Origin of the sequence: Paraburkholderia megapolitana, from assembly GCF_007556815.1 — a bacterium.
Classification (GTDB): Bacteria; Pseudomonadota; Gammaproteobacteria; order Burkholderiales; family Burkholderiaceae; genus Paraburkholderia; species Paraburkholderia megapolitana.
This window is the reverse complement of the sequence record NZ_CP041745.1, coordinates 1347907-1364408: the sequence shown is the minus strand read 5'-3', so window position 1 is coordinate 1364408 and position 16502 is coordinate 1347907. Positions and strand designations below refer to the sequence as shown.

Annotated in this window: 15 protein-coding genes; 5 read left to right on the top strand and 10 right to left on the bottom strand. The window is 63.7% G+C overall.

Features of this window, described 5'->3' with window-relative positions:
* The first annotated feature begins 5 nt into the window (after positions 1-5).
* On the top strand, positions 6-1274 hold the full coding sequence (ectB, locus tag FNZ07_RS19525; RefSeq protein ID WP_091018408.1) for a diaminobutyrate--2-oxoglutarate transaminase: 1269 nt from the start codon (positions 6-8) through the stop codon (positions 1272-1274).
* 27 nt (positions 1275-1301) lie between these two features.
* The gene (locus FNZ07_RS19520) at positions 1302-2090 is read left to right on the top strand and encodes an aldolase (RefSeq protein ID WP_091018411.1); all 789 of its coding nucleotides are present in this window, start codon (positions 1302-1304) and stop codon (positions 2088-2090) included.
* A 10-nt stretch (positions 2091-2100) separates the two neighbouring features.
* Here the strand turns inward: FNZ07_RS19520 and sugE are convergent, their stop codons facing one another.
* From sugE to FNZ07_RS19470, 10 genes are all read right to left on the bottom strand, one after another.
* Positions 2101-2421 carry a quaternary ammonium compound efflux SMR transporter SugE gene (gene sugE, locus FNZ07_RS19515; protein WP_091018414.1) on the bottom strand — a complete coding sequence of 107 codons (321 nt, stop codon included), beginning with the start codon at positions 2419-2421 and terminating at the stop codon, positions 2101-2103.
* Positions 2422-2554: 133 nt separating this feature from the next.
* Positions 2555-3253 (bottom strand): two-component system response regulator KdpE, encoded by a 699-nt coding sequence (gene kdpE, locus FNZ07_RS19510; RefSeq protein ID WP_091018417.1) that lies wholly within the window; start codon positions 3251-3253, stop codon positions 2555-2557.
* On the bottom strand, positions 3246-6143 hold the full coding sequence (locus tag FNZ07_RS19505; RefSeq protein WP_091018419.1) for a DUF4118 domain-containing protein: 2898 nt from the start codon (positions 6141-6143) through the stop codon (positions 3246-3248). The genes kdpE and FNZ07_RS19505 overlap by 8 nt, the downstream gene beginning before the upstream one ends.
* A gap of 224 nt (positions 6144-6367) precedes the next feature.
* Positions 6368-6943, bottom strand: a complete 576-nt coding sequence (gene kdpC, locus FNZ07_RS19500; protein WP_407670705.1) for a potassium-transporting ATPase subunit KdpC — start codon at positions 6941-6943, stop codon at positions 6368-6370.
* A 54-nt stretch (positions 6944-6997) separates the two neighbouring features.
* Positions 6998-9082 (bottom strand): potassium-transporting ATPase subunit KdpB, encoded by a 2085-nt coding sequence (kdpB, locus tag FNZ07_RS19495; RefSeq protein WP_091018421.1) that lies wholly within the window; start codon positions 9080-9082, stop codon positions 6998-7000.
* 19 nt (positions 9083-9101) lie between these two features.
* Positions 9102-10907, bottom strand: coding sequence for a potassium-transporting ATPase subunit KdpA (gene kdpA / locus FNZ07_RS19490; RefSeq protein ID WP_091018423.1), 1806 nt, complete (start codon positions 10905-10907; stop codon positions 9102-9104).
* Positions 10904-10996 carry a K(+)-transporting ATPase subunit F gene (gene kdpF / locus FNZ07_RS19485; RefSeq protein ID WP_091018426.1) on the bottom strand — a complete coding sequence of 31 codons (93 nt, stop codon included), beginning with the start codon at positions 10994-10996 and terminating at the stop codon, positions 10904-10906. The genes kdpA and kdpF overlap by 4 nt, the downstream gene beginning before the upstream one ends.
* Positions 10993-11106: a potassium ABC transporter ATPase gene (locus FNZ07_RS19480; protein ID WP_091018427.1), complete on the bottom strand. Its 114-nt coding sequence runs from the start codon at positions 11104-11106 to the stop codon at positions 10993-10995. Before FNZ07_RS19480 ends, kdpF begins: the two co-directional genes overlap by 4 nt.
* A 173-nt stretch (positions 11107-11279) precedes the next feature.
* Positions 11280-12254, bottom strand: a complete 975-nt coding sequence (locus tag FNZ07_RS19475) for a quinone oxidoreductase family protein (RefSeq protein ID WP_091018702.1) — start codon at positions 12252-12254, stop codon at positions 11280-11282.
* A 70-nt stretch (positions 12255-12324) separates the two neighbouring features.
* Positions 12325-13104 (bottom strand): SDR family oxidoreductase, encoded by a 780-nt coding sequence (locus FNZ07_RS19470; RefSeq protein WP_091018429.1) that lies wholly within the window; start codon positions 13102-13104, stop codon positions 12325-12327.
* Positions 13105-13350: 246 nt separating this feature from the next.
* Here FNZ07_RS19470 and upp point away from each other — a divergent pair, with 246 nt between their 5' ends.
* From upp to purD, 3 genes are all read left to right on the top strand, one after another.
* The gene (upp, locus tag FNZ07_RS19465) at positions 13351-14001 is read left to right on the top strand and encodes a uracil phosphoribosyltransferase (protein ID WP_091018431.1); all 651 of its coding nucleotides are present in this window, start codon (positions 13351-13353) and stop codon (positions 13999-14001) included.
* Positions 14002-14174: 173 nt separating this feature from the next.
* Positions 14175-14903, top strand: a complete 729-nt coding sequence (locus FNZ07_RS19460; RefSeq protein ID WP_091018433.1) for a YebC/PmpR family DNA-binding transcriptional regulator — start codon at positions 14175-14177, stop codon at positions 14901-14903.
* Positions 14904-15047: 144 nt separating this feature from the next.
* Positions 15048-16322: a phosphoribosylamine--glycine ligase gene (gene purD / locus FNZ07_RS19455; protein WP_091018434.1), complete on the top strand. Its 1275-nt coding sequence runs from the start codon at positions 15048-15050 to the stop codon at positions 16320-16322.
* Positions 16323-16502: the final 180 nt, after the last annotated feature.

Here is a 16502-nt window from a genome sequence, read left to right as displayed (position 1 = left end):
GAATCATGGAAGACATGCTCGAGAGGTTGCCCGAATTCGAATCCAGCGTCCGCACTTATTCGCGCTCTTTTCCGGTGGTTTTTTCGAAGGCACGAGGCGCGGAAATCTATTCGATAGACGGCACGCGATATATCGATTTTCTCGCCGGCGCCGGGACATTGAATTATGGGCATAACCACCCGGTTCTGAAGGAAGCGGTCATCGAGTATTTCCGGGGGGACAACATCGTTCATTCGCTGGATCTCTGGACGAAGGCCAAGTATGCGTACCTCGATACATTCGACCGGCTAATCCTGAAACCGCGCAAGCTCGATTACAAGGTACACCTGACCGGCCCCACCGGCACCAACGCCGTCGAAGCCGCGATCCGCCTCGCCCGAAAAGTAAAAAACCGCAGCAACATCGTCTCGTTCACCAATGGTTTTCATGGCGTGACCATGGGCTCGCTTGCCGTCACAGGAAACGCGAAGTTCCGGACCGCCGCCGGATTGCCAATCATGGGTGGCGCGTTTATGCCGTTCGATAATTACTTCGGTGGGGGTGTGGATACGCTCGCCTATTTCAGGAAATTCCTGTCCGATCGATCGAGCGGCCTCGACCATCCGGCTGCTGTCATCGTCGAAGTGGTGCAGGGAGAAGGAGGTATCAACGTCGCGTCGACGGCCTGGCTGCAAGGACTGGAAAAAATCTGCCGGACCCACGATATGTTGATGATCATCGACGACATCCAGGCGGGGTGCGGTCGAACCGGAAAATTCTTCAGCTTCGAACACGCGGGTGTCGTCCCCGACATGGTGACCAATTCGAAATCGTTGTCCGGGTACGGACTACCCTTTTCGCAAGTCCTGATTCGCCGGGAGCACGACCTGTGGGAACCGGGGCAATATAACGGCACGTTTCGCGGGCACAACCCCGCGATGGTCACTGCTGCCAGGGCGCTGGAGCACTTCTGGGCCGACGACACTTTCGCGGAAGAAACCCGGCAGAAAGAAATGATCGTCAGGAAAGGCTTTCTCGGGTTGGTGGAGACGTTGAGAAACTACGATATCGAGGCCGAGGAGCGTGGGCTCGGCCTGATGCGCGGTATCGATGTCCGGTCTGGAGATCTGGCGAGTAAAATCACGGTGGAAGCGTTCAGAAATGGCCTGATGATCGAAACATCCGGTCATTCCGGTCAGGTGATCAAGTGTCTTTGTCCGTTGGTGATCACCCACGATCAGATCGAAGAAGCCGTGCAGATCCTGAGTCGCAGCATCGCGAGGGTGCTCGGTTAAGCGCAGCGGTTCTGGAGATGGAAACCCATGGCACATTCGTTTGCATCCACGAAACGCACGGCGGCGCCACGCACCCTGCAACTCGATTCGAGCGCCGTCGTGCAAGCACGCCTCGAACTGGCCGCCTGCTTTCAACTGGCCGCGCGGCGCGGATTCGAAGAAGGAATTTGCAATCATTTCTCCGCCGTTGTACCGGGACACAGTGACCTGTTTTTCGTCAATCCATACGGCTATGCGTTTTCCGAAATCACCGCGTCAAGGCTCGTGGTATGTGATTTCGACGGCAATGTGATCGACGGCGACGGCGAACCCGAGGCAACCGCGTGGTACATCCATTCCCAACTGCATCAATCGATGCCGCGTGTGAAAGCCGCGTTCCACACGCATATGCCAAACGCCACGGCGCTGTGCTTGCTGGAAGGGCCGCCGTTGCTGTGGCTCGGGCAATCTTCCTTGAAGTTCTACGGCCGCACCGCCGTCGACGAACACTACAACGGGCTGGCGCTCGATACTTCAGAGGGAGATCGCATTGCGGAGGCACTCGGAAAGGCGGATATCCTGTTCCTGAAAAACCACGGCGTGCTAGTGGCGGGGGCGAGCATCGCGGAGGCTTGGGACGACCTGTACTACCTGGAGCGCGCAGCTGAAGTACAGCTCAAGGCGATGGGCAGTAATCGCATGCTCAAGCCAGTGCCTCCCGAAGTGGCCCAACGCGCCTATGAGCAAATGCGGGTAGTCGATCCCGAAAGCGCGCGGGCACACCTCGCTAGCGGCTTAAGAGAGTTACGCAGGCTCGGAATCGCGTTCGACGAGTGAGCGGTATAACTCAGTGACCTGAAGAAAGTTTCAGACCGATCAGGCCGATGACGATCAACACTGCGCTAGCGACCCGCGCGAGCGTCACCGCCTCGCCCATCATCACGATCCCGAACACGAACGCGCCGACCGCGCCGATCCCGGTCCACACCGCATAGGCGGTGCCGAGTGGCAACTGGCGCATGGCCATCGCGAGCAGGATAAAGCTGCCGAGCGCCGTGACGATGGTGAACACCGACGGCCACAGGCGCGTGAAACCTTCAGAGGTTTTGAGTCCGGCGGCCCATGCGACTTCGAGCAGGCCGGCGATGAAAAGAAGAACCCAGGACATGTGACGACTCCATGGTTTAGATGGGGCCGTCCCCGTTTGCTGCGGATGCGTAAGGTCGTCCTTACGAAACGTAATTATATCAAAAATGCCTCTATCAGGCTGGCAGGCCGATCACGCTGGTCGCTCACATCGCTCAGGTTGCACCGACAAGCCGGTAACCCACCCCGGTCTCGGTGACGATATGCTCCGGCTGCGCCGGGTCGCGCTCCAGTTTCTGCCGCAAATGCGCCATGTAGATCCGCAGATAGTGATGGCTCTCGACATGCGACGGCCCCCACACGTCGCGCAGCAGTTGCCGGTGCGTAAGCACGCGGCCGGCGTGACGCACGAGCGTGGCAAGCAAACGGTATTCGATCGGCGTCAGATGTATCGCGGCACCATCGCGCGATACCTGGCGCAGTGCGAGATCGACGGTGACGGCGCCGAAATGCACTTGCGGCGATTCGTTGGCGCCGCCCTGATTGCGCCGGCGCATGTGGGCGCGAATCCGCGCGAGCAGCTCCGACACGCCGAACGGTTTGGTCAGATAATCGTCGGCACCGGCATCGAGGGCCGCGACCTTCTCGCTTTCCTGGGTGCGTGCCGACAGCACGATCACCGGTAGCTCGCTCCAGCCGCGCAGTTCGCGGATCACGTCGAGACCATCGGTATCGGGCAAGCCCAGGTCGACAATCACGAGATCGGGCTTGCGGGTTGCCGCCTCGATGAGGCCTTGCTTGCCTGTCTCCGCGTCGTACACAGTGATGCCCTCGCCTTCCAGCGACGTGCGCACGAAACGGCGGATCTGCTTTTCGTCTTCGATCAGAACGACGGTGATGCTCGGCTCATTCATCGGTGGGTCCTGCTACGGGTTTCGGACCGGGCAGTGCACGCGGTTCGTCTGGTTCATGCGTTTCATCGGGGTCCTCGTCGGGCAAGGCCTCGACGTAACCTTCGCTTTCGTCGCTCTCATCGGTGTCATCGCCCGCATCGGGCACCGGCGGCGGCGTCTCGACCGGCAGCGTGAACCAGAAGCGCGCGCCTTCGACGTGCCCATCCGCGGCCACCCGGTTGAGCGCGCCGATTGTACCGCCATGCGCTTCGACAATCGCGCGGCAGATTGCGAGCCCGAGCCCGATGCCCGGCTTCGCGGACTCTTTCTCGCCGCGTGTGAATTTGTCGAAGATGCGCGTTTCCATGCCCGGTGGCAAGCCGGGGCCCGCGTCGTCGACGGTAACGCGTACGAACGGCGTGCCGTCCGCGTTATCGATGCGCTGTGCGCCGATCACGAGCGGCGTATCGGGCGGCGCGTACTTCGCCGCATTCTCGAACAGGTTCGCGAACAGGCGCTCCATCAAGACCGCGTCGAGTTGCAGCAGCGGCAGATCAGCCGGCAGCCGCACTTGCGCCGGATGCCGTGCCAGCACGCGCCGGCATGCGCGTAGCGCAGCGCCCACGGTTTCTTCGAGCAGCGACCATTGGCGGTTCAGTTGCAGACCACCCGCCTGCAGTCGCGCCATATCGAGCAGATTGGTGACGATGCCCGCCATGCGCAGCGCTTCTTCGTGAATGGCCTCGACCAGATCGTCGCCAGGTTGCGGCGTGCCGGTGCGGGTCTGCGCGAGCATCGACGCGAAACCGACAATCGTAGTGAGCGGCGTGCGCAGATCGTGCGAAATTGCCGACAGCAACGAATTGCGCAGGCGCTCCGATTCCATGTTGACGAGCGCATCGCGGGCGATGTCTACGTAGTGCACGCGCTCGAGCGCCAGTGCGATCTGCGCGGCAAACGCGTCGAGCATGCGCTGCTGCTCGGGCACATCGAGTTCGTGCGGATCGCGCGTCGCAACCGCGAGCACACCGCGCGTTCGCATCGGTGCCTTCAGCGGCAGATACAGCGCGATCGCGGCAGGCAGCGTATCGGTGCCGCGTCCGGCCGGCTTCTGCTGATCGTAGACCCACTGACCAACGTCGCTGTCGAGATCCGCGCCTTCGAGCGTAACCTCGGCGTCCGGGTCTTCGATCTTCTGCCGCACCTGGTCCGCACTGTCCGGCAACAGCATCGCCACGCGCGCGCGGAACACTTCGTTGACATGGCGGCTACCGATACCGACGATCTGTTCGGTGGTAAGCGCCGCGGCCAGTTCGCCCGCCATCGCGTACATCGCGCCGGTACGCGCTTCGCGACGCTGCGCGACGCTCGCCTCGCGACGCAGGCTCGACGTCAGATGGCTGATGACGAGCGAGGTCAGCAGCATGCCGACGAAGGTCAACAGATACTGCGTGTCCGATACGGACAGCGACATGCGCGGCGGCACGAAGAAGAAATCGAACGCCGCGACGCTGACGAACGACAGCACGACGCCCGGCCCGCGTCCAAGCCTCACGGCCGCGAAAATGACGCCGAGCAGATACAGCATCACGAGGTTGGTCAGATCGATGTGATTGATCAACTGGCTCGCGACCAGCGTAATGATTGCGCACAGCGTGAGCGCCCATGCGTACGCACGCGGCGGCGAGCGTCGTTCGCGGGCGGCGCCCAGTGCTTCGCGCCATGCCTGCACCCCCGCGTCGAGCGGACCGCGCGACGCACCGTCACTGCTGCGCTCTTCGAATGCGCGAATCAGCGTGAGGTCGAGATCGCCGGCGCGCTCGGCGATGCGCTCGCCGATCGGTCGCCGCAGCCAGCGCGACACACCGGTGCGCATCGAGCCGCCCGCAACGAGCTTCGACACATTGCGCACCCGTGCATAACTGACCAGCGTGGCGACCGCATCGGCGCCCGCGAGCGTCGCCGTTTCGGCGCCCAGTTCGGCGGCGAGATGCAGCGCGCCGAGCGTGCGTTCGCGGCGCGCTGCGGGCAGTTGCTGCAGCCGCGGTGTCTCGACATACACCGCGATCCAGTCCGCCTTCAGGCTCGCCGCGAGACGCGCGGCCGCACGCACCAGCGTCTGCGCTTCCGGGCCGGGACCAACGCACACCAGCAGCCGTTCGCGCGCCTGCCAGATGCGCTGGATCGAACGATCGGCGCGGTACTCGCGCATCTGCGCATCGACGCGGTCGGCGGTGCGCCGCAGCGCCAGTTCGCGCAGCGCAATCAGGTTGCCCTTGCGAAAGAAATTGCGCACCGCGCGCTCGGCCTGCGCGGGCATATACACCTTGCCGTCGCGCATGCGGCCAAGCAGTTCCTCGGCGGGCAGATCGACCAGCGTGATTTCATCGGCCCGGTCGAATACGCGGTCGGGCACCGTCTCCCATACGCGGATGCCGGTGATCTGTCCGACCACATCGTTCAGGCTCTCCAGATGCTGGACGTTGACCGTCGTATAGACATCGATGCCCGCATCGAGCAGTTCGTAGACGTCCTGCCAGCGCTTGAGGTGGCGCGCGCCCTGCACGTTCGAATGCGCGAGTTCGTCGACGAGAATCAGTTGCGGCGCGCGAGCGAGCGCCGCGTCGAGATCGAATTCGCCGAGCTTGCGGCCGCGGTATTCGATATGCGCGAGCGGCAGTACGTCGAGCCCGTCGAGCAACGCAGCGGTCTCGCTGCGGCCGTGCGTCTCCGCGATGCCAACGAGCACATCGACGCCGTCTTCCATGCGACGGCGCGCCGCCTGCAGCATCGCGTAGGTCTTGCCCACGCCCGCCGACGCACCGAAAAATATCTTCAGCTTGCCGCGCTGCTGTTTTTCTTCATCGCGCTGCAGTTTGTCGAGCAGTTCGTCGGGGTTGGGTCGGTTCATCGAAGGTGACGATAGAGGGCGGACGCGGCACCGCGGATGCAGGTGCGCAACCCGTCATGCCGCGATGGTCGCACGGCGGCCCGCTATCCGCAAACGGCTGGGGACGGGTGGATGCGATGCGCATCGGCGATGGCGGATGCACACAGCGGCGCAGCAGCGCAAAGGCGCAATGGCAAAAAGCAGCGGCGCCCAGCAGGGCGCCGCCTTGGGGGAAAAGACGCGGCTTAGCCGTGCGCTGCGGCATCCAACGCGAGATTCAGCTCCAGCACGTTCACGCGCGGCTCGCCGAGCACGCCGAACTGGCGTCCGGTCGTATAGCGATCGACCAGTGCCGCGACGTCGTTAGCGTTCATCTTGCGGGCTTTCGCCACGCGGTCGATCTGGTAATCGGCAGCTGCGGGGCTGATTTCCGGATCGAGGCCGCTAGCCGACGATGTCACGAGGTCGATCGGCACCGGCTTCGACAGATCGGTGCCGGCCGCCTTCAGCGCGTCGATGCGCCCTTTGACTTCATCGTTGAGCGCCGGGTTGGTCGGGCCGAGGTTCGAACCGCCGGAGCCGAGAGCGTTATACGGCATCGGGCTGGTGGCCGACAGACGGCCCCAGAAGTACTGCGGCGCGTCGAACTGCTGGCCGATCAGCGACGAGCCGACAACCTTGCCGTTCTGCTCAATGATGCTGCCGTTGACCTGGTGGTGGAACGCACCCTGGCCGATAGCGGTCATGACGGCCGGGTAAGCGAGTCCCGTAATCGCCGACAGCACGACGAAGATCACGATAAGAGGACGAAAAAGTTTCATGATTGGCAATCCTTTTAGACGCGTCCGGCAGCCAGCGCCGCCGGACAGAGCCTGTTAAACCCAGCCGAGCGCGGCGAGCACCATATCGATCAGCTTGATGCCGATAAACGGCACGATGATCCCGCCGAGGCCATACACCAGCAAATTGCGGCGCAACAGTATCGCCGCGCCCAGCGGCCGGTACTTCACGCCCTTCAACGCCAGCGGAATCAGCGCGACGATAATCAGCGCGTTGAAGATCACCGCCGACATGATTGCCGACGCCGGCGTGGCCAGATGCATCACGTTCAGCGTGTTCAGCACCGGATAGGTCGTCGCGAAGGCAGCCGGGATGATGGCGAAGTACTTGGCAACGTCGTTGGCAATCGAGAACGTCGTGAGCGATCCGCGCGTCATCAGCATCTGCTTGCCGATTTCGACGATTTCGATCAGCTTGGTCGGATTCGAATCGAGGTCGACCATGTTGCCGGCTTCCTTGGCCGCCTGCGTACCCGTGTTCATCGCCACCGCGACGTCAGCCTGTGCGAGCGCCGGAGCGTCGTTAGTTCCGTCGCCCGTCATCGCGACCAGACGGCCTTCCGCCTGATGCGCGCGGATCGTCGACAGCTTGGCTTCCGGCGTGGCTTCGGCGAGGAAATCGTCGACGCCCGCTTCCGCTGCGATCGCGGCAGCCGTCAGGCGGTTGTCGCCCGTCACCATGATGGTCTTGATACCCATCTTGCGCAGTTCGGCGAAACGTTCCTTGATGCCGCCCTTGACGATGTCCTTCAGCTCGATCACGCCGAGCACGCGTGCACCCTGCTCGCCCTTCTCGGCCACCACCAGCGGCGTGCTGCCGCGGCGGGCCACTTCGGTCACCGCGTTGTTCACTTCCGCCGGATAGCGACCGCCATTGGCTTCGACGTAGTTCTTGACCGCATCGGCCGCGCCCTTGCGGATCTCGCGACCCGGAAGGTCGACACCGCTCATGCGCGTCTGCGCGGTGAATGAGAGGAAGACCGCGTGCAGCGAGCCCATGTCGCGCGCCCGGATGTTGAAGCGCTGCTTGGCGAGCACGACGATACTGCGGCCTTCCGGCGTTTCGTCCGACAGCGACGACAGTTGCGCGGCATCGGCCAGCGCTTCTTCGGTCACACCCGGCGCCGGCACGAAGGTCGACGCCTGACGGTTGCCGAGCGTGATCGTGCCGGTCTTGTCGAGCAGCAGCACGTCCACGTCGCCCGCCGCTTCGACCGCACGGCCCGACGTCGCAATCACGTTCGCCTGCATCATGCGGCTCATGCCCGCCACCCCGATGGCCGACAGCAGGCCGCCGATGGTGGTCGGAATCAGACACACGAGCAGCGCCACCAGCGCGGTGATCGTCACCACGTGGCCGGCTTTCGCCGCTTCGACCGAGAAAATCGAGAACGGCAGCAGCGTCGCGGTTGCGAGCAGCATCACGATCGTCAGCGCGACCAGCAGAATCGTCAGGGCGATTTCGTTCGGCGTCTTTTGACGCTTCGCGCCTTCGACCATCGCAATCATGCGGTCGAGGAAAGCTTCGCCCGGATTCACGGTGACGCGCACCACGATCCAGTCCGATAGCACGCGTGTGCCGCCCGTCACCGACGAGAAGTCGCCGCCCGATTCGCGGATCACCGGTGCCGATTCGCCAGTGATGGCCGATTCGTCGACCGACGCGACGCCTTCGATCACTTCGCCGTCGGCCGGAATCACGTCGCCCGTTTCGACCAGCACGACGTCGCCCTTGCGCAGATCGGAAGCCGTCATGATGCGGATCGGCGACTTCGGATGCGGCTCGTTGAGCTTCTTGGCCATCACGTCTTTCTTCGCGCTGCGCAGCGACGCGGCCTGGGCCTTCGAGCGGCCTTCGGCAAGCGCTTCCGCGAAGTTGGCGAACAGCACCGTGAACCACAGCCACAGCGTCACCGCGAGGATGAACCCCGCGGGTGCTTCGGCCTGGCCGCCCAGCGCGGCGATCCAGAGAATCGTCGTCAGGATGCTGCCGACGTACACGCAGAACATCACCGGGTTACGGAACTGCGTGCGTGGCGTGAGTTTCTTGAATGAGTCCACGATCGCCGGACGCACCAGCGCCGGATCGAACATGGACCGTGTTGCAGTATGAACAGTCATTGGATCCCCGAATTTCCCGTTAGTGGCCAGCGATCATCAGCAGATGTTCGACGCCAGGGCCGAGAGCGAGCGCAGGCACGTAAGTCAGTGCGCCGACAAGCAGCACCGTGCCAAGCAGCAGTACAACAAACAGCGGGCCATGCGTGGGCAGCGTGCCACCGGTAACACCGAGGCGCTTCTTGCCAGCCAGCGAGCCAGCGATCGCCAGCACCGGCACGATCGTGCCGAAGCGGCCGAACCACATCGCGATCGCTGTCAAAATGTTGTAGAACGGCGTGTTCACAGACAGGCCGGCAAACGCGCTACCGTTGTTGTTCGCCGACGAGCTGAACGCGTAGAGAATTTCCGAGAAACCGTGCGCACCGGGGTTAGAGATACCCGCCTTGCCCGCAGCGCTCAGTACCGCGATCGATGTACCGACCAGCACCAGCAGCGGCGTGAGCAGCACGACGATCGACACCATCTTCATCTCATACGCTTCGATCTTCTTGCCGACGTACTCGGGCGTGCGGCCAATCATCAGGCCTGCGACGAATACGGCTAGCAACGCGAAGACGAGCATCCCGTACATACCGGAACCCACGCCACCGAAGATCACTTCGCCCAGCTGGATCAGCAGCATCGGATACAGGCCGCCGAGCGGGGTCAGCGAGTCGTGCATCGCGTCGACCGCACCGCACGATGCCGCCGTCGTCGCGACCGTAAAGATGCCGGTCTGCGCAATCCCGAAGCGCGTTTCCTTGCCTTCCATGTTGCCGCCCGACTGCAGGGCGTTCGCCGACTGATCGACGTGCAGCGACGTCAAGGTCGGATTGCCCGCCTGCTCGGAGCTGATTTCACCGACCACACAAGCGGCGAACGCAATCGTCATCACGGCGAGTACGGCGACCCCCTGCTTGCGGTCAGCGATCATGCGCCCGAACACCAGAGCCAGCGCCGCCGGAATAATCAGGATCGAGACGATCTGCAGGAAGTTGCTGAACGGCGTCGGGTTTTCATACGGGTGCGCCGAGTTCGCGTTGAAGAAGCCGCCACCATTGGTGCCGAGCATCTTGATCGCTTCCTGCGACGCCACCGGGCCCATCGCGATGGTCTGCGTCGTCACCTTGGTGTCGACCGTCACCGCATTGCCCTTCGCATCCTTCACCGGATTGCCTTGCGCATCGAGCTTCGGTGCGGCATAGGTCGTGGTCTGCAGCGTCGGTACGTCCTGGTTCGCCTTGAAGGTCTGGATCACGCCCTGGCTCATCAGCAACGCAGCGATGATGGCCGCCATCGGTATCAGCACGTACAACGTCGCACGCGTGACATCGACCCAGAAGTTGCCGATGGTCTTCGCGGAATGGCGCGCGAAGCCGCGGATCAGCGCGATCACGACCGCGATCGCGGTAGCCGCCGACAGGAAGTTCTGCACCGTGAAGCCGAGCATCTGCGCCAGATAGCCAGTGGTCTGCTCAGGCGTGTAATCCTGCCAGTTCGTGTTGGTGACGAAGCTGACAGCCGTATTGAACGCGCTGTCGACCGACATCGGACCGAACTGCGCCGGATTGCCCGGTAGCCAGCCCTGCACGCGCAACAGCACGTACAGGAACAGCGTGCCGAGTGCATTAAGTGCAATCGTCGCGATCGCGTAATGCTTCCAGCCCATTTCGGCCGAAGAGTCGACCCCGGCGATGCGATACAGCACGCGTTCGAGCGGACCGCCGAAGCGGACCACGCGAGAGGTCCCGTCCATCACACGCGTGATATAGCCCGAGACCGGCACGGCGAGCGCCAGCAGGACGACGATATACAGGACCGTTTGCAGGACATTGTTGAGGTTCATTCAATGTCCTCCGCGCGCAGAAGCGCATAAACGAGGTAAGCGAACAGCAGCGCGGTCGCGGCACCCGATAACCACATAATCCAGGTCATGAGCGTGCTCCCTGGCCACGCCGGAACTGCATGAGCTTCTCGCAACCGGCAATCAATGCAAAGGTGAGCGCTGCGAACAGCACGATCCCCCCGATGTACAGCACATCCATTTAGTGTTCTCCATATGCGGACTTTGGATGCGTGCAACGATATGCTGATCCGCGTAAAGGTCAGGTCAAAGGTCGGGAGGGGGGTGTAAAAATGGCGTAAACAAAAAAAGCCGCTCCCTGGCGGGGAGCGGCTTTCTACGGGGGTGTCCGGGTATTACCGGGTCCGTCCAGGATCAGGGCAGCAGGATCGTCGAACCCGTCGTGCGCCGCGCTTCGAGGTCCGCATGCGCCTGTCCGGCGTCAGGCAGCGAGTAGCGCTGGTTGATGCTGGTCTTCACCTTGCCCGACAACAGCACGTCGAACAGCTCGTTCGACATCGCGTCGTAGTCGCTGCGTTTCGCTATATACGTAAACAGCGTCGGCCGCGTAAAGAACAATGACCCGCGACCGGCGAATTCGGACGAGTCGATCGGCGGCAGCGGTCCCGATGCATTGCCGAAGCTGACGAACAACCCGAGCGGCGCGAGACAGTCGAGCGATGCCGTAAACGTGTCCTTGCCGATCGAATCGTAGACGACCGGCACGCCCGCGCCATTGGTAATCTCGCGCACGCGCTTCGTGAAGTCTTCGCGCGTGTAGACGATCGGGTAGTCGCAACCGTGCGCCTTCGCGATCTCCGCCTTCTCGTCGGAGCCGACCGTGCCGATCACGGTCGCGCCGAGTGCCTTCGCCCACTGGCACGCCAGCAGCCCGACGCCGCCCGCGGCAGCCTGGATCAGGATCGTGTCGCCGGCCTTGACCGGGTAGGTACGGCGCAACAGATACTGCGCGGTGAGCCCCTGCAGCATGACGGAGGCCGCCTGTTCGTAGCTGATTCCTTCAGGCAGTTTCACGACCTTTTCCGCAGGCAGCACGCGCTCCTGCGCATACGCACCGGGTGGCCGCGCGACATAGGCGATGCGGTCGCCCACCCGCAGGTTCGCAACGCCCGCACCGACCGCGCTGACCTCGCCTGCCGCCTCCATGCCGAGACCGCCCGGCAGCGGCAGCGGATACAAACCCGTGCGGAAATACACATCGATGTAGTTCAGGCCGACCGCATGCTGCTTCACGCGGATTTCGCCCGCGCCCGGCTCGCCCACTTCGACATCGACCCACTTCATGACTTCGGGGCCACCGGTCTTATCGAATCGTGTTGCCTTGACCATCGTCTCTCCTGGATTGGCCTGGTTTTGCTTGATGTTGCGCGCCCGCACGCTGCCGGCGCCGCGTTGCACTTCAGTACGTTCCGGGGTACGTGCCGCCGTCGATCAGCCAGTTCTGCCCGGTGATATAGCCGCCGTGCACGCTGCACAGGAACGCGCAGGCACGGCCGAACTCGTCGGGGGTGCCGAGCCGGCCTGCGGGAATCGACGCCATGCGGCGGCGCCGCGATTCCTCGATCGATATGTCCTGGGCCTTGGCCTGCGCGGCGATGGCTGCATTGATGCGGTCCGTATCGAACGAACCCGGCAGCAGGTTATTGATCGTCACGCCCTGCCCCGCGACCTTGCGCGCCACGCCGGCAACGAACCCGGTCAGCCCTGAGCGCGCGCCGTTCGACAGCCCCAGCACATCGATCGGCGCCTTCACCGACGAACTCGTGATGTTGACGATGCGGCCGAAACCGCGCGCCATCATGCCGTCGATCGTCGCCTGGATCAGCGCGATCGGTGTCAGCATGTTCGCTTCGAGCGCGCTGATCCAGTCGTCGTGGGTGTAGGAGCGGAAGTCTCCCGGCGGCGGCCCGCCCGCGTTATTGACGAGGATGTCCGGCTGCGGACAGGCGGCGAGCGCCGCGGCGCGGCCTTCGGGGGTGGTGATGTCGCAGGCCACCGTCTTGACCTCGACGCCGGTCTGCGCGCGGATTTCCGCAGCGGTGGCTTCGAGCGTCTGCGCGGTGCGGGCCACGATCGTCAGCGCCACGCCTTCGGCCGCGAGCGCCTCGGCACAGCCGCGGCCGAGCCCCTTGCTTGCCGCGCAGACCAGCGCGGTGCGTCCAGCGATTCCCATATCCATGGTGCGTTTCCTCTGGGTGCAAACTAAATTTCCCTCGATTCTAGAAGAATCGCCGCCGCGCTGCCGGAGGCCTCACACGGCCCTGCCCGTAAGCCCGCGCATAATCTTCGCTATCTTCGGGCGGGACTTTCGGTAAACTTGCAGCCGTGGTTCGCCTGGCCGGCCGGTCCGGCGCGAACCAGCGCCCCGTTCCCCGAGCTCCCGCCCGCCACCCCGCCACCTTTTCGCACTGCTTGCGCATAAGCCATGACCCAGGACAGCCGCTTTCCCAATCTTTTCATCCTCGACCACCCGCTGATCCAGCACAAGCTCTCGCATATGCGCGACCGCGACACGTCGACGCGCACGTTCCGCGAACTGCTGCGCGAGATCACGCTGCTGATGGGCTATGAAATCACCCGCAACCTGCCGATGACGACCCGCCCCGTCTCGACCCCGCTCGTCGATATCGACGCGCCGGTCATCGCGGGCAAGAAGCTCGCCATCGTGCCAGTGCTGCGCGCGGGCGTCGGCATGTCGGACGGGCTGCTCGAGCTGATCCCGTCGGCGCGGGTCGGCCATATCGGCGTCTACCGGGCCGACGACCACCGGCCGGTCGAATATCTGGTGCGCCTGCCCGATCTCGAGGACCGCAACTTCATCCTGTGCGACCCGATGGTCGCAACCGGCTACTCGGCCGTGCATGCCGTGGATGTGCTCAAACGCCGCGGCGTGGAAGGCTCCAGCATCATGTTCCTCGCGCTTGTGGCGGCGCCCGAGGGCGTGCAGGTGTTCCAGGACGCGCATCCGGACGTGAAGCTGTACGTCGCCTCGCTCGACTCGCATCTGAACGAGCACGCGTATATCGTGCCCGGCCTCGGTGACGCAGGCGACCGGTTGTTCGGCACGAAGAACTGAGCATCGCACCGACCGCCTGCCTGGGCGGTAGCCCAGGCTCTACGCGGTTCTCAGGCGCGGGCCGGGCGGCGGCGGCGTGATAAAATTCGCGTCTGCTTATCGGGCGGCCGCCCGACATCGCAACGACAATTGCACTATGCGTGCGCCTAGAGGCGCATGCGCTGGAGAAAGGTATGGCGGGTCATTCGAAATGGGCCAACATCAAGCATAAGAAAGCAGCGACCGACGCGAAGCGCGGCAAGATCTGGACGCGGCTCATCAAGGAAATTCAGGTCGCGGCCCGCATGGGCGGCGGAGAAATGGATACGAACCCGCGTCTGCGGCTCGCCGTCGAGAAGGCGTACGACGCCAACATGCCGAAGGACAACATCAACCGCGCGATCCAGCGCGGTACCGGCGGTGTGGACGGCGCGAACTACGAAGAAATCCGCTACGAAGGCTATGGCATCGGCGGCGCGGCCGTCATCGTCGACACGATGACCGACAACCGCATCCGCACCGTCGCGGAAGTGCGTCACGCGTTTTCGAAGTTCGGCGGCAACATGGGCACCGACGGCTCGGTGTCGTTCATGTTCGATCACGTCGGCCAGTTCCTGTTCGCACCGGGCACGCCCGAAGACAAACTGATGGACGCGGCGCTCGAAGCCGGCGCCGAAGACATCGTGACGAACGACGACGGCAGCATCGAAGTGCTGTGTCCGGCCAACGATTTCCCGAAAGTGAAGTCCGCGCTCGAAGCCGCCGGCTTCAAGGCCGAGCTGGCCGAAGTGACGATGAAGCCGCAGACCGAAGTCGAGTTCACCGGCGACGACGCGCTCAAGATGCAGAAGCTGCTCGATGCGCTCGAAAATCTCGACGACGTGCAGGAAGTCTATACAAACGCAGCGATCGCCGACGAGTGAGCTCGCTCGCGTTGCAGGCGTTGCAGTTGCAGACGCACTGGTTCGCGCTGTGCGAACCGCGCGAATGAATAGTCACGGATTCACAGATTCACGGCCGATGCCGACGCGTCGGCCGTTCACGGTTTTTAGTCTTCGGGGAAACACATGAAGTTACTCGTCGTCGGTTCCGGCGGTCGCGAACATGCGCTTGCGTGGAAGCTCGCGCAGTCGCCGCGCGTGCAGCTCGTCTACGTCGCGCCCGGCAACGGCGGTACCGCGCACGACGAGCGGCTACTCAACATCGACATCACCGAGCCGGCTGCGTTGGCCGATTTCGCCGAGCGCGAGCAGATCGCGTTCACGCTGGTCGGGCCGGAAGGCCCGCTCGCGGCCGGCATCGTCAATCTTTTCCGCTCGCGTGGTCTGAAGATCTTCGGGCCGAGCAAGGAAGCCGCGCAGCTCGAAAGCTCGAAGGACTTTGCGAAGGCGTTCATGAAACGCCACGCGATCCCCACCGCCGAATACGAAACCTTCACCGAGCCGGGCGCCGCGCACGCGTACCTCGACGCGAAAGGCGCACCGATCGTGGTCAAGGCCGACGGCCTCGCCGCAGGCAAGGGCGTGGTGGTCGCACAGACGCTCGAAGAAGCGCACGCCGCCGTGGACATGATGCTGTCCGGCAACAAGCTCGGCGATGCCGGTGCGCGCGTCGTGATCGAAGAGTTCCTGACCGGCGAAGAAGCGAGCTTCATCGTGATGGTCGATGGCAAGCACGTGCTTGCGCTCGCCTCGAGCCAGGATCACAAGCGTTTGCTCGACGGCGACCTGGGGCCGAACACGGGCGGCATGGGCGCCTACTCGCCCGCGCCGATCGTCACGCCGCAACTGCATGCACGCGTGATGCGCGAAATCATCCTGCCTACCGTGCGCGGCATGGAGAAGGAAGGTATTCGCTTCACCGGTTTTCTGTACGCCGGTCTGATGATCGACGCGCAAGGCAACCCGAAGACGCTCGAATTCAACTGCCGGATGGGCGACCCGGAAACGCAGCCGATCATGGCGCGGCTCAAGGGCGATTTCTCGAAGGTCGTCGAACAGGCGATCGCCGGCACGCTCGATACCGTCGAACTCGACTGGGATCGTCGCACCGCGCTCGGCGTCGTGCTGGCCGCGCACAACTATCCGGAGACGCCGCGCAAGGGCGACCGCATCAGCGACATCCCGGCCGCCACCGAAGAGTCGGTGACGTTCCACGCGGGCACGACGCTCGTGGACGGCAAGCTGCTCACATCGGGTGGCCGTGTGCTGTGCGTGGTCGGGCTCGCAGATTCGGTACGCAGCGCGCAATCGGTTGCGTACGAAACGATCAACCAGATCTCCTTCGACGGCATGCAGTATCGCCGCGACATCGGTTATCGCGCGCTCAACCGCAAGCATTGAGCAACTGGCGCGGCGCCTCGCGCGGGCGCCTGGCGGCTTCGGCGCTACACTTCGGGTATTGCCGCGCGGGTCTGGTGCTGGTCGTCCGCGGCGCTACAGGCTGTGACAAGCGGCCGTAGCAAGCGGGCGTGATAAGCGGCGCGATTTCGGCCGACCGCCTGTCACGGCTTGTAGCCTTGA